The sequence below is a fragment of the Pseudoalteromonas atlantica genome (assembly GCF_043641955.1).
GTDB lineage: Bacteria > Pseudomonadota > Gammaproteobacteria > Enterobacterales > Alteromonadaceae > Pseudoalteromonas > Pseudoalteromonas atlantica_A.
In genome coordinates, this window is sequence record NZ_JBHZRV010000005.1 from 111,006 (window position 1) to 125,060 (window position 14,055).

Annotated in this window: 10 protein-coding genes; 9 read left to right on the forward strand and 1 reads right to left on the reverse strand. The window is 40.8% G+C overall.

Translation table 11 applies throughout. The features are described from left to right. Positions 1-22 precede the first annotated feature (22 nt). The 9 genes from pdhR (at position 23) to ACHUE3_RS11885 (ending at position 13,422) form a co-directional block, all read left to right on the forward strand. Positions 23-772: a pyruvate dehydrogenase complex transcriptional repressor PdhR gene (pdhR, locus tag ACHUE3_RS11845; RefSeq protein WP_099294704.1), complete on the forward strand. Its 750-nt coding sequence runs from the start codon at positions 23-25 to the stop codon at positions 770-772. A gap of 93 nt (positions 773-865) precedes the next feature. Continuing rightward, entirely contained in the window at positions 866-3,532 is a 2,667-nt protein-coding gene (gene aceE, locus ACHUE3_RS11850; RefSeq protein ID WP_394192623.1) for a pyruvate dehydrogenase (acetyl-transferring), homodimeric type, read from the forward strand. Between the two features lie 11 nt (positions 3,533-3,543). Then, positions 3,544-5,457, forward strand: a complete 1,914-nt coding sequence (gene aceF, locus ACHUE3_RS11855) for a pyruvate dehydrogenase complex dihydrolipoyllysine-residue acetyltransferase (protein WP_394192624.1) — start codon at positions 3,544-3,546, stop codon at positions 5,455-5,457. Positions 5,458-5,656: 199 nt separating this feature from the next. Beyond that, positions 5,657-7,084, forward strand: coding sequence for a dihydrolipoyl dehydrogenase (gene lpdA / locus ACHUE3_RS11860; protein ID WP_394192625.1), 1,428 nt, complete (start codon positions 5,657-5,659; stop codon positions 7,082-7,084). 210 nt (positions 7,085-7,294) lie between these two features. Then, on the forward strand, positions 7,295-7,984 hold the full coding sequence (locus ACHUE3_RS11865; RefSeq protein WP_394192626.1) for a tRNA-uridine aminocarboxypropyltransferase: 690 nt from the start codon (positions 7,295-7,297) through the stop codon (positions 7,982-7,984). A gap of 812 nt (positions 7,985-8,796) precedes the next feature. Continuing rightward, on the forward strand, positions 8,797-9,801 hold the full coding sequence (locus tag ACHUE3_RS11870) for a Fe(3+) ABC transporter substrate-binding protein (protein ID WP_394192627.1): 1,005 nt from the start codon (positions 8,797-8,799) through the stop codon (positions 9,799-9,801). Then, positions 9,801-11,432, forward strand: a complete 1,632-nt coding sequence (locus ACHUE3_RS11875; protein ID WP_394192628.1) for an ABC transporter permease — start codon at positions 9,801-9,803, stop codon at positions 11,430-11,432. Before ACHUE3_RS11870 ends, ACHUE3_RS11875 begins: the two co-directional genes overlap by 1 nt. Next, on the forward strand, positions 11,433-12,476 hold the full coding sequence (locus ACHUE3_RS11880; protein ID WP_394192629.1) for an ABC transporter ATP-binding protein: 1,044 nt from the start codon (positions 11,433-11,435) through the stop codon (positions 12,474-12,476). Positions 12,477-12,522: 46 nt separating this feature from the next. After that, positions 12,523-13,422 carry a Dyp-type peroxidase gene (locus tag ACHUE3_RS11885; RefSeq protein ID WP_394192630.1) on the forward strand — a complete coding sequence of 300 codons (900 nt, stop codon included), beginning with the start codon at positions 12,523-12,525 and terminating at the stop codon, positions 13,420-13,422. Here the strand turns inward: ACHUE3_RS11885 and argR are convergent. Next, a complete protein-coding gene (gene argR / locus ACHUE3_RS11890; RefSeq protein ID WP_002957753.1) occupies positions 13,419-13,886 on the reverse strand; it encodes a transcriptional regulator ArgR in 468 nt (155 codons plus the stop codon). The genes ACHUE3_RS11885 and argR overlap by 4 nt on opposite strands. Positions 13,887-14,055: the final 169 nt, after the last annotated feature.

Below are 14,055 nucleotides of genomic sequence, written 5' to 3' on the forward strand. Positions count from 1 at the left end.
ACTACAATGCGGACGTTGATGAATGTCTTTAAAGATTAAAGCAGCAAAATTGTCGGATGTTATTTTACAGCAACTTGAGAATATGATTCTTGAGGGTTCATTAGCACCCGGTGAAAAACTGCCGCCAGAGCGGGAATTAGCAAAACAGTTTGAGGTGTCGCGCCCTTCATTGCGTGAGGCAATTCAAAAGCTAGAAGCCAAAGGCTTAGTTACTCGCCGTCAAGGTGGCGGTACCTTTGTAAAAAACCAGCTAGAGGAAGGGCTCACTGATCCGCTTTTTGATTTGATCAGTAAACACCCTGAATCACAATTTGATTTATTAGAGTTTCGTCACGCCTTAGAAGGTATTGCTGCATATTATGCTGCACTTCGTGGCACAAGTACTGACTTTGATAAAGTGAAACAAAGTTTTGACAGCATTGCATCAGCAAATGATGATTTGCAACAAAAAGCTAAAGCAATCAATGCTTTTCATTTTAGTGTTGCTGAGTCATCACACAACGTGGTGTTGCTTCATTTAGTGCGAGGAATGCAAGCACTGCTTGAGCAAAATATTTTACAAAACTTAACTGTATTGTTAGAAAAACCGCATATAAGTAAGCAATTAGCAGAACATCGCCGTTTGTTAATGGATGCGGTGATTGAAGGGAATCCAGAACAAGCTCGTTTAGCCAGTAATGCTCACTTAGCCTTTATTGAAGAAGCATTGCTTGAAGCAGGCAAAGAGCATTCGCGAATTGAACGTAGTTTAAGACGCACAAAGCAAAATTAGCAAAGTAACTATTTAAACAAGTACGGTGATGCAACACACAATTTACCGTATTAATTAAAAACATTCGTATTTTAAACATAAGGAAACCTCCATATGTCTGAAGTCAATAAAATTGACGTAGACGCGCTAGAAACACAAGAGTGGTTACAAGCTCTTGAATCAGTTGTGCGTGAAGAAGGTGTTGAACGTGCTCAGTTTTTACTTGAGCAAGTATTAGAGCAAGCCCGTTTAGACGGTGTTGATATGCCAACAGGTATCAACACAAACTACGTTAATACGATTCCGGTAGATCAAGAACCAGCATACCCAGGGGATGTTAACCTTGAGCGCCGTATTCGTTCTATTATTCGTTGGAACGCAATCATGATTGTATTGCGCGCATCGAAAAAAGACCTCGACTTAGGCGGCCATATGGCGTCTTACCAATCTTCGGCAGCATTTTACGAAGTGTGTTTTAACCACTTCTTTAAAGCGCCAAATGACGTAGACGGTGGTGACTTAGTTTATTATCAAGGTCATATTTCTCCAGGTATCTATGCGCGTGCATTTGTTGAAGGTCGTTTATCTGCTGCCCAGTTAGATAACTTCCGCCAAGAAGTAGACGGTAAAGGCTTACCTTCATACCCTCATCCTAAGTTAATGCCTGAGTTTTGGCAGTTCCCTACAGTATCTATGGGCCTTGGTCCTATCGCGTCTATTTATCAAGCGCGTTTCTTAAAGTACTTAGATGGTCGCGGCTTAAAAAATACTAAAAACCAACGTGTGTATGCGTTTTTAGGTGATGGTGAAATGGATGAGCCAGAATCACGTGGTGCTATCTCTTTTGCTGCTCGTGAGAAGTTAGACAACCTTTGCTACCTAATCAACTGTAACTTACAACGCCTAGATGGCCCTGTAATGGGTAACGGTAAGATCATTCAAGAACTTGAAGGTCTATTCAAAGGTGCTGGCTGGAATGTTATTAAAGTCGTTTGGGGTAGCGGTTGGGATATCTTACTTGCTAAAGATACCACAGGTAAGCTACTACAATTGATGAACGAAACCATCGATGGTGATTACCAAACATATAAAGCGAAAGACGGTGCTTACGTACGTGAACACTTCTTTGGTCGTTACCCTGAAACAGCAGCACTTGTTGCTGATATGACAGATGACGAGATTTTTGCCCTTAAGCGTGGTGGTCATGAGCCATCAAAACTATACGCTGCATTCAAAAAAGCTGAACAAACTAATGACCGTCCAACGGTTATTCTTGCTAAAACTGTAAAAGGTTACGGCATGGGTGAAGCAGCTGAAGGTAAAAACATTGCGCACCAAGTTAAGAAAATGGACATGACACACGTTGAACACTTACGTTCGCGTTTAGGTCTACAAGATCTTGTGTCTGATGAAGCAATTAAAGACTTACCTTACTTAGAGCTTGAAGAAGGTTCTGAAGAGTACAAGTACTTACATGCTCGTCGTAAAGATTTAGAAGGTTACACGCCTACGCGTATTCCTAACTTCTCTGAAAAGTTACAGTTGCCAGAAGTAGACGCATTTAAGCCGCTACTTGATGAGCAAAAGCGCGACATTTCAACAACAATGGGCTTTGTGCGTGCGCTTAATATCTTATTAAAAGATAAAGGTATTGGTAAAAACATCGTACCAATTATTGCCGATGAAGCGCGTACGTTTGGTATGGAAGGTTTATTCCGTCAAATCGGTATTTATAACCCGCATGGCCAAAACTATACTCCACAAGACCGTGATATTGTTTCTTACTATAAAGAGGCAACATCAGGCCAAGTATTGCAAGAAGGTATCAATGAGTTAGGTGCAATGTCATCGTGGGTTGCAGCAGCAACGTCGTACAGCACTAACGATTTACCAATGATCCCATTCTACATTTACTATTCAATGTTCGGTTTCCAACGTGTTGGCGACATGGCGTGGATGGCAGGGGATCAACAAGCACGTGGTTTCTTATTAGGTGCTACGGCAGGTCGAACAACGCTTAATGGTGAAGGCTTGCAGCATGAAGATGGTCATAGCCACATTCTTGCTAACACAGTGCCTAACTGTATCTCTTATGATCCAACGTATGCGTACGAAGTAGCGGTAATTATTCAAGATGGTATTCGTCGTATGTACGGTGAAGGCCAAGAAAACATTTACTACTACCTAACGCTTATGAACGAAAACTACGCACAGCCAGCAATGCCTGAAGGTGCTGAAGAAGGTATTCGTAAAGGTATTTATAAGCTTGAAAGCTACGAAGGCAAAAAAGCCAACGTACAACTATTAAGCTCAGGTACTATCATGACTGAAGTACGTAAAGCGGCAGCTATTTTAAGTGATGACTATGGCATTGCGTCAGATGTTTTCTCTGTAACGTCATTCAACGAACTTACTCGTGATGGTCAAGACGTTGAGCGTTCAAACATGCTTAACCCTGAAGGTGAGCAAAAAACGGCTTACATTACTAGCGTATTAAATGATTCAGTGACTGTTGCAGCAACCGATTACATGAAAAACTACGCTGAGCAAGCACGTTCATTCATTCCTAGCAGCAACTACAAAGTATTAGGTACTGACGGTTACGGTCGTTCAGACAGCCGTGAAAACTTACGTCGTCATTTTGAAGTTAACGCAGGTTATGTTGTTGTTGCTACGTTATCTGAACTTGCTAAACGTGGTGAAGTTGAAAAGTCAGTGGTTGTTGACGCGCTTAAGAAGTTCGACATCGACACTAACAAACTTAACCCACTGTACGCTTAAGAGGTTTTGCAATGAGTATTGAAATTAATGTACCAGATATCGGTGGCGATGAAGTCGAAGTAACCGAAATCTTAGTAAATGTTGGCGACGTTGTTGAAGTTGACCAATCATTACTAACTGTTGAAGGCGATAAAGCGTCAATGGAAGTACCGGCTGCGCAAGCGGGTACAGTTAAAGAAATTAAAGTAAGCGAAGGTGACACGGTTACTACTGGCTCTTTAATTATGATTTTTGAAGGCGAGAGTGCTGGCGAAGAAAAAGCGCCAGAAGCTTCTGCTAAATCTGAAGACGCAGCACCTGCTGCCTCTTCAGGCTCAACAACAAAAGAAGTGACTGTACCAGATATCGGTGATGATGAAGTTGAAGTAACAGAAATCATGGTTGCAGTGGGCGACAGCGTAGAAGAAGAGCAATCTATCTTAAACGTTGAAGGCGACAAAGCTGCTATGGAAGTACCAGCACCGTTTGCAGGCACTGTTAAAGAAATCAAAATTGAAACTGGCGATAAAGTAAAAACAGGCTCTTTAGTGTTTGTTTTTGAAGTTGCTGGTAGCGAATCAGCAGCACCTGCACAAGACGAAGCTGCACAAGACGAGCCAGCGCAAGAATCTGCACCAGCAGCAAGTGCTCAGTCAAGTAGCAAAGAAGTCAACGTGCCAGATATTGGCGGTGACGAAGTTGAAGTGACTGAAGTCATGGTTGCGGTCGGCGATAAGGTTGAAGAAGATCAATCAATCTTAAACGTTGAAGGCGACAAAGCGGCAATGGAAGTTCCTGCACCGTTTGCGGGCACAGTAAAAGAAATAAAAGTAGCCGCAGGCGATAAAGTATCGACCGGTTCACTTATTTTTGTTTTTGAAGTTGCCGGTAGCGCGCCAGCTGCAGCACCTGCAGAAAAATCAGCACCAGCGCCAAAAGCAGAATCAAAACCTGCGCCAGCGCAAGCAGCACCTGCAAAAGCAAGTAATGAAAGCTTTGAAAACAACAGTGCTTATGCTCATGCATCGCCAGTTGTTCGCCGTTTAGCTCGTGAGTTTGGTATTAACCTTGCGAACGTAAAAGGCTCAGGCCGTAAAAACCGTGTTATTAAAGAAGACGTGCAAAACTATGTTAAAAACCTAGTGAAGCAAGTTGAGTCTGGTCAATTATCAGCTGGCAAAGGTAATGCTGGTGGCGGTGAACTTGGTTTAATCCCATGGCCTAAAGTTGATTTTGCTAAATTTGGTGAAATCGAAGAGAAGAAACTGTCTCGCATTCAAAAGCTATCAGGCAAGAACTTACACCGTAACTGGGTGCAAATCCCACACGTTACCCAGTTTGATGAAGCTGATATCACTACTCTTGAGCAATTCCGTAAAGAGCAAAATGCACTTAACGAGAAGAAAAAGCTGGGTGTTAAAATTACACCTTTAGTATTTGTAATGAAAGCAGCAGCAAAAGCATTAGCTGAGTTCCCTACATTTAACTCATCTTTATCTGAAGATGGTGAAAGCTTAATTCTTAAAAAGTACATCAATATCGGTGTTGCAGTTGATACGCCAAATGGTTTGGTTGTACCAGTATTTAAAGATGTTGATAAGAAAGGCATCATTGAATTATCACGCGAACTGATGGATATCTCGGTTAAAGCGCGTGAAGGTAAGCTTACCTCTTCTGATATGCAAGGCGGTTGTTTTACTATTTCAAGCCTTGGTGGTATTGGTGGTACTGCATTTACGCCTATCGTTAATGCGCCAGAGGTTGCTATTTTAGGTGTGTCTAAATCTGAAATGAAACCAAAATGGAATGGTAAAGAGTTTGAACCTAAATTAATGGTTCCACTTTCAATGTCATACGACCATAGGGTGATTGACGGTGCATTAGCAGCACGCTTTACTGTGACGCTTGCAAGCTACATGAGCGATATTCGCCAACTAGTGATGTAATGCAGCAATTGATGCATGTAGTTAAATAAATAGAATCAAATCCCAGCCAGTTGTTTTTTGCTGGGATTTTTACCATTTGCAATGATACACTATTGGTATATTTGCATAAATTTTTGATCTGCTCTGGCTTTCTGCCCATGCAGAAACATGGCAGTTAAACTTTAGGGCAGTGTCCCGTTCAAACAATTAAGGTAATAGCATGAGCAACGAATTAAAAACTCAAGTTGTTGTACTAGGCGGTGGTCCTGGTGGTTATTCTGCGGCTTTCCGTGCTGCTGACTTGGGCTTAGAAGTAACATTAGTAGAGTCTCGCGATACATTAGGCGGTGTATGTCTTAATGTTGGTTGTATCCCTTCAAAAGCATTATTGCACGTAGCTAAAGTAATTGATGATGCAGCTGAAATGTCATCTCATGGTGTTACTTTTGGCGCGCCACAAATTGACTTAGACAAAATCCGTTCATGGAAAGACTCTGTAATTGGTCAGTTAACTGGCGGCCTAGACGGCATGGCTAAAATGCGTAAAGTTAAAGTGGTTTACGGTTACGGTAAATTCACTGGCAGCAACACAATCGCAGTTGAAGGTGCTGATGGCGCAACAACGATTAGCTTTGATAACGCTATTATTGCAGCCGGTTCACAACCAGTAAACTTACCTTTCATCCCAGAAGATGACCGTGTAATTGATTCAACTGGCGCATTAGAGCTTAAAGATGTACCAGAAAAACTACTTGTACTAGGTGGTGGTATTATCGGTCTTGAGATGGGGACTGTTTACCGCGCACTAGGCTCAAATATTGATGTTGTTGAGTTTGCTGATCAATTAGTACCAGCTGCAGATAAAGACATTATCAAAATTTACCAACGCTACGTTAAAGACAAGTTTAATGTAATGCTTTCTACTAAAGTAACTGGCGTTGAAGCAAAAGATGACGGTTTATATGTAACGTTTGAAGGCAAAAATGCACCAGCAGAGCCGGTACGTTACGACAAAGTACTTGTTGCTGTTGGTCGTACACCAAATGGTAAATTGCTTGATGCAGATAAAGCCGGCGTTAACGTTGATGAGCGTGGCTTCATCAATGTTGATAAGCAACTTAAAACGAATGTTGATAACATTTTTGCAATTGGTGACATCGTTGGCCAACCTATGCTTGCTCATAAAGCGGTTCATGAAGGTCATGTTGCTGCTGAAGTTATTTCTGGTCAAAAACATTACTTTGATCCTAAGTGCATTCCTTCAATTGCATATACTGACCCAGAAATCGCATGGGTAGGTGTTACTGAAAAAGAAGCAAAAGAGCAAAACTTGAGCATTGAAACTGCGGTATTCCCGTGGGCTGCTTCAGGTCGTGCAATTGCATCTGCTCGTACTGAGGGTTCAACTAAGCTTATCTTTGATAAAGACAGTGGCCGCGTAATCGGTGGTGCTATGGTTGGTATCAATGCAGGCGAAATGCTTGGTGAAATCGGCCTAGCTGTTGAAATGGGCGCTGATGGCGAAGATTTAGCACTTACCATTCACGCTCACCCAACACTGAACGAATCAATCGGCCTTGCGGCTGAAATCTTTGAAGGTTCAATCACTGACTTACCAAACAAAAAAGCTGTTAAAAAGAAGAAGTAAGTTCTTTTAGTTAATTGTTTAAAAACCCAAGCCTCGGCTTGGGTTTTTTGTTTTGTAGGCGCAGGTTTACCCCGCGCGATATAAAACCTCCTTAAACGCGATATAAAATCTCCTTAAACGCGATATAAAATCGCTGCTACGAATATGTAGGCTGGGAGGGCGAACTGTGTGCTACAATATGCGCCGATCATTTTTTAGGTATTAAATCACGTGACTAACCGCTCTACTAACTCAGTACTTGCTTTACGAGCTCAGCAAATAAGTGAATCTCGGCGTGAGTTTAATGCTCGTGGTGGCAAGATGGATCGCTGTGAACAATGCTTAATCGCAAAACATTACTGTATTTGTGACGGTGTAGAGCAGGCTCAATGCGCTGCTGCGGTTTGTATGCTGATGTACCATAATGAAAGCTTTAAACCTTCTAATACAGGGCGATTAATAGCTGAAATAGTGCCTGATAACTTCGCTTTTCGTTGGGACAGAACAGAGCCTGATGAAAAGTTATTAGCGTTATTGAATAACCCGCAATATCAGCCTATAGTAATTTTTCCTGCCACTGATGTTGAAGATGCCTCTCGTGTAATTACAGCTGTAGAGCGTCTGCCAAATAAACGTCCTTTATTTATCTTTTTAGATGGCACGTGGCGTGAAGCAAAAAAAATGATCCGTAAAAGCCCTTACCTAGATGGTTTACCTGTCCTGTCTATCAGTGCTGAAAAACTCTCTGATTACCGCTTGCGTGTTGCACCACATGCCCATCAGTTAGGAACAGCTGAAGTGGCAATCATGGTTTTAGCATTAGCCGGAGAACTAGATGCCTCAAGCAAACTTGAGCAGCATTTTATGAAGTTCCGTGATGCTTACTTATTAGGTAAACGAAATAAGGGCCGGCCACAGTAAAGCTTGTGTATTTATTGGGTAGGCTTATCTGAGTGGTGAATTTTAGGCAAAAGAAAAGCGCGTACTATCTCTAGTCGCGCTTGCGGAATCTTCTAATTTTCTGCATCCTGCAATTGAACTTAATCAACTCCTAATTTTTACTAATCCATGTTATTGCGCTGTTACTTATTCGTTCTGCACAATTTAGGCTATCCGGGCCTATATCCAATTGTATCCATACTCCATTTTGGTAACGTCTATTACCCGTCCTTTACGCATCATCCTGATGCTATCCATTTATAAAACAGTTCCATTGTGGTGCCTTAAAGGCCTGTCCATGATTTTCCCTATTTTACATCCTGTATAACAACTCTCTTTCGAGCCCTGTTGTTAGTCCATTTCGCATCATCATGATGCTGTCCTTTTTTTACCAATCCCTTGTGTTACTCTTCCTGAGCCTGTCCGTATATCCTAGTTTCCAACTAAACCTTTCTTAACGATTATTGAGCTACTATTCCTTGTTGCAAACTTATCTAAGTTGTCTGCTTAACCGATGAAATAAGTATAGAGAGTTTATGCAAACAAAATAGGCGAAAAACTACATTAAAAATTTTGCTGTTTGAATTGAATGTAAGTTTAATTTATATAAATCAGTTGCTTATTTTTTATTTGGGTGATAATTCGTTATATTTATACTCAATAGCTGCCAGTAGCGTAAGAGATGTCTCACAGCCAACTTCTGTATATGCCCTCAAACTAGATTTTAGGTGCACTTTAAGTGGGGAAAAGGTATTATTGATTGATAATAATTACTATTTGTGCGAGCACGATTTATGAAAAAAACATTAGCAGTTTTGATTGGACTTACAGTATCAGCCCCTGCCTTGGCTGATGATGCAGTAAATATTTATTCTTTTCGTCAGCCATTTTTAATCCAGCCTATTCTGGATGATTTTACTAAGCAGACGGGCATTGAAACCAATGTCGTTTTCGCTAAAAAAGGGCTTATTGAACGAGTTAAGCGCGAAGGTAAACACAGTCGAGCAGATTTAGTTTTAACGTCCAATTTTAGTGACTTAGTCCAGTTAGACGAGCTTAATTTAACACAAGCGATTAACAGTGAAACAGTTAATGAAAATGTTCCTGCAAAGTTCCGTGATAATGAAGGACAGTGGATTGCATTAACCAAGCGGGTGCGAAATGTTTATTCATCTAAAGATAGAATGGGACCACTGGCTGATTTAAATTATGAAGATTTAGCCTTACCAAAATATAAAGGAAAGCTGTGTACTCGTTCGGGTAAACATCCTTACAATTTAGGCCTTGTTGCTTCTATGATTGCGCATCATGGCGAAGCTCAAACAAAGCAATGGCTTGAAGGTGTGAAAGCAAATTTAGCCCGTAAGCCTCAAGGTAATGATCGTGCTCAAGTGAAAGCTGTAAAAGAGGGATTATGTGATTTGGCTTTAGGCAACAGTTATTATTTTGGCAAAATGATTCAAGATCCAGCTCAAAAAACATGGGCTGATGCTGTAAATATAAACTTCCCAAATCAAGGTGATCGTGGCTCACATATTAATGTATCTGGTGTGGTAATGACCAAATACGCTAAAAATCCAGAAAATGCCTTGAAACTCATCGAGTTTATGACCGACAATAAGGCGCAAAATATGTATGCCTCGGTCAATATGGAATATCCGGTTAAACCAGGTGTGGAATTATCAAGTTTAGTGGCATCTTGGGGTAACTTTACGGAAGACAGTTTACCACTGGATGAAATTAGCAAATATCGTCCGTTAGCGCTTAAGTTGATTGATGAGGTGAAGTTCGACCTTTAATGAGTTTAAAATTTTCACTGTCTCGATGGCAGTTATTTGCGTGGGTTATCGGTGTTGTATTGGTAACTCCGCTATGCTTTCTTTTATTTGAATCGCTGCAAGGCGATTCAGATGTTTTTAGCCACCTTTGGGATACCGTGTTGTGGGATTACGTACGCAATACTTTATTGTTGATCCTGGGTGTGTGTATTGTCAGTAGCGCAATAGCATTACCGCTAGGTTGGATCACCGCTTATTGTGATTTCCCCGGTAGAAAACAGTTTGAATGGGCCCTTATGCTGCCCCTTGCTATGCCAACCTATATAATTGCCTATGTATATACCGATTTATTTGATTATGCGGGGCCGATACAAGTTGCGCTTCGTGATTGGTTTGGTTGGCAATCCCCAAGTGATTATTGGTTTTTTGATATTCGAACGCTACCCGGCGCGATTATTATGATTGCCCTTGTTTTATATCCATATCTCTATTTAATTTTTAAAACCGCTTTACGTGAACAATCATTTAAGTTGGTACAAGCTAGCCAAATTATGGGGTTATCACCGTTTAAAAGTTTTTACCGTGTCAGTATGCCGTTAGCACGTGGTGCTATTGTTGCAGGTCTTGCGTTAATTAGCATGGAAACAATGGCTGACTTCGCCACAGTTAATTACTTTGCGGTGAGTACACTTACAACGGCTGTTTACGATACATGGCTTGGCTATTATTCCTTAACAGCGGCCGCTAAAATATCAGGTATTATGTTATTAATGCTATTTTTAGCGTTAATGTTAGAGCGCTTTAGTCGCCGTGAGCAAGCTGTTTATGAACGTCAGTCAGGTGTTAATAGTGAAACACTGTATAGTTTAAAAGGGTTTTACGCCTGGTTAGCAACGCTGTTTTGTTGTGCCGTGTTATTTTTTGCTTTTATATTACCTGTTGCTGTACTGCTCAATTATGCTTTTGCGTATGCTGACCAAGCATGGAATGATGCTTTTTTCTTATATGCTTGGCAAAGTTTTAAAGTGGCTGCGATTGTGTGTGTTATCACCATTGTATTAAGCCTATTAGTTGTTTTTTATCAACGCATCGCAAAGCAGCAATATCCACTCATCCCTGGTCGACTGGCCAGTACGGGCTACGCATTACCTGGCACTGTTTTAGCTATTGCAGTGTTATTACCCTTAACAATGCTTGATGATCGCCTTAATATTTGGCTGGAACCATTTGGGTTTTCGCCAGGCTTACTACTTAGCGGTACTTTATTTGCCATAATCTTTGCATATGTTGTACGATTTTATGCTATAGCCCATGGCGCTGTTGAAGCGAGCTTTATGCGTATTAGCCCTTCGTTAGATATGGCTAGCCAATCAATGGGAAAAAGCCAAGGACAAACGTTAACAAAGGTGCATATTCCTCTGTTGCGCCGTGGTATTCTAACCGCTGGTTTGTTGGTATTTATTGAGTGTATGAAAGAGCTCCCCGCTGCATTGTTACTTAGGCCTTTTAATTTTGAAACCCTTGCAACGCATGTGTTTCAATATGTGAGTGATGAACAGTTAGAGCTTGCTTCAATTTCAGCGCTCTCGATTGTTTTAGTGGGGCTTGTGCCATTGTACCTTGTTAACCGCTCAATGGAGCAACGTAGTTAAATGAGTAGTTTAGTTTTAGAAAATTTATCGTACCAATATAACGGTACTTCAGTGATTGAACACTTAAACTTAACTGTTGCAAAGGATGAGATTGTTTGCCTGCTTGGTGCCAGTGGCTGTGGTAAGACGACCACGTTAAAAGCTATTGCAGGCATTATTGAAGCGAAGCAGGGAAAAGTATTTATTGACTCAAAGTTAGTGTCGGATGAGCAGTCATTTTTAGCACCAGAGCATCGTAATATAGGCATGATGTTTCAAGATTATGCGTTATTCCCACACTTAACGGTTGCTGATAATATTGCTTTTGGCCTAACAAACATGACTAAAGCGCAAAAAAAAGAACGTGTGACTGAAATGCTAGAGCTAGTTCATTTACTTGGCTGTGCTGCACGATACCCTCATCAATTATCTGGTGGGCAACAGCAGCGTGTAGCCATAGCTAGAGCACTCGCGTACAAACCTAGTTTATTGTTGCTGGATGAACCATTTTCTAATATCGACACGCAGGTACGCTTTGAGTTAATCGCAGATATTCGCCGTATAATAAAAAATCAGCAAGTTTCAGCGGTATTTGTTACTCACTCAAAAGAAGAGGCATTTGCATTTTCAGATAGTTTAGCTGTCATGCACGAAGGTAAAATTGCGCAACAAGGCTCGCCTGAACAGCTTTTTAGTATGCCAAATTCAAAGGTAGTTGCGGAATTTCTCGGTCAGGGCATATACTTAGATGCGAAAGCAGTTACAGCAACAGAGTATTCAACTTGTTTTGGGCAGGTTAAATCCTTGCAAGCACATAACCATAAATCAGATGAAGGGCAGTTATATATTCGCCCACATCATTTAGTTTTATCTGCTGTTTCAGAATCGGATAGCCACCCTGTGACTATATTAAGTCAGCGCTTTATTGGCTCATCTAATGTGTTTAAAGTGGCATTATGTGGTCAAGAGATAGAAGTTGCTGCCGAGCTAAGCCAGTCATTTAATATAAATGAACAGGTAACAATAAAAATAAAACCACACACGGTAAATTTTTTCGCTGATTAATTATCAAAGTGTAATGCTGTGTACAACCTAGAGTTAAGGAATCACCATGGCGCAAGCGCAATCAGGGATTTGTGCTGAAGCAAACTTACACGGTTTGCATTTGTTTTTTAATGTATTTGATGGTCATGACGAGTCACTACGTAAAAAGCTAAAGCGTGTTAGCATTATTCAAGATGAATTCTCAGATCAGTTTTCAGAATCAATGCTCTCAAGTTTTGTTGCTGTAGGTGCGCAATATTGGCCCCACATACTCCCTGAGTTTATTCCTAGTCAACTACAAAGCTTTCCTAATATTACTCATAATGATCATGTTATGGCAGCACAGCCATTCGATTTGTTTGTTCAGATCCGCTCAGATAGAGAGGATGTAAATCACTTATTTGCGTTACAGATTCTAAAGCTATTTTCACCTGATGTTGAGTTGGTTGAGCAAGTTCGTAATTTTAGGTTTTTAGATGGCCGTGATTTTAATGGTTTTATACTTGGTGGCGACACACCACATGGGCGACAAAAGCGAGCCACCGCATTGGTTCATAAGGCTGATAACTTCGAAGATCAGGGGAGTTATATACATGTCCAGCGTTATAAACATGATTTGACTGTATGGCAGCATTTATCGTTACATGAGCAAGAGCAAATAATGGGGCGAACCCGCCTCGAAAATACGCCATTGAATCCTGAAGTTCAAACTAGTCATGCAGTACGAACGGAGCTCAAAGATGAGCAAGGACATCCATTATTGCTTAACCAAAGTATGCCATATGGGGATGTTCATGAGCAGGGCGTTTTAGCAATACACTGTGCTGCAAATGGTAGTGTATTTGAAAAGGTGCTGCAAAGCCGATTGGGGCAGGGGGAATGTTATGACCACTGGCTTGATTTTACTCAAGCAGACATGGGATCCGCATTTTTTGCCCCATCGATTAACTTTTTAAAACAGCTTTAAACTGTATCAAATAAGATTCGCACACGTTCCAATGTCACGTCAATTTCAGATATTTTGGCGGGTGCAATAAAAATGGTGTCATCACCTGCAATTGTTCCTAGTACGCCATCAGCTTTACCTAATGAATCTAATAAACGGGCTATTAACTGTGCAGCACCGGGGCTTGTACGGATTATAATCATCATTTCATTATGCATGATATCAATGACTAACTGACGAAGTGGGCTTTTTGCTGTCGGCACGCCCATCTCGGCCGGTAAGCAATAAACCATCTCTTGTTTAGCATTACGAGTTCGTACGGCACCAAATTTACTTAACATGCGTGACACTTTACTTTGGCTTATGTTATCAAAACCTTGGTCTTTTAATGCGTCAACAATTTCACCTTGGGACCCAAAGTTTTCTTCTTTTAAAAGTGATTTAAAAGCTTTAACTAGCGCTTCTTGTTTATCTTGTGGTTGCATGTTGTGGTCTGCTTTGTTATTTGATGCTCTAAATTCTACACAAAAATGCATACTTATGCAGTAGTTGTTTTTATTACTGAATAAAAGGCATAAATAGCTGCTTGAGAATGATTTATTATCTCTTGCTCAAGTTATTTACAACTATGGTCGAAATTATATGCAAAATAAG

Excerpts from the sequence above, each read along its gene's own strand:
- ACHUE3_RS11885 (WP_394192630.1), top strand. The coding sequence starts at position 12,523 with ATGGCGCAAGCGCAATCAGGGATTTGTGCTGAAGCAAACTTACACGGT.
- ACHUE3_RS11875 (WP_394192628.1), top strand. The coding sequence starts at position 9,801 with ATGAGTTTAAAATTTTCACTGTCTCGATGGCAGTTATTTGCGTGGGTT.
- ACHUE3_RS11870 (WP_394192627.1), top strand. The coding sequence starts at position 8,797 with ATGAAAAAAACATTAGCAGTTTTGATTGGACTTACAGTATCAGCCCCT.
- lpdA (WP_394192625.1), top strand. The coding sequence starts at position 5,657 with ATGAGCAACGAATTAAAAACTCAAGTTGTTGTACTAGGCGGTGGTCCT.
- aceE (WP_394192623.1), top strand. The coding sequence starts at position 866 with ATGTCTGAAGTCAATAAAATTGACGTAGACGCGCTAGAAACACAAGAG.
- aceF (WP_394192624.1), top strand. The coding sequence starts at position 3,544 with ATGAGTATTGAAATTAATGTACCAGATATCGGTGGCGATGAAGTCGAA.
- ACHUE3_RS11880 (WP_394192629.1), top strand. The coding sequence starts at position 11,433 with ATGAGTAGTTTAGTTTTAGAAAATTTATCGTACCAATATAACGGTACT.
- argR (WP_002957753.1), bottom strand. The coding sequence starts at position 13,886 with ATGCAACCACAAGATAAACAAGAAGCGCTAGTTAAAGCTTTTAAATCA.
- pdhR (WP_099294704.1), top strand. The coding sequence starts at position 23 with ATGTCTTTAAAGATTAAAGCAGCAAAATTGTCGGATGTTATTTTACAG.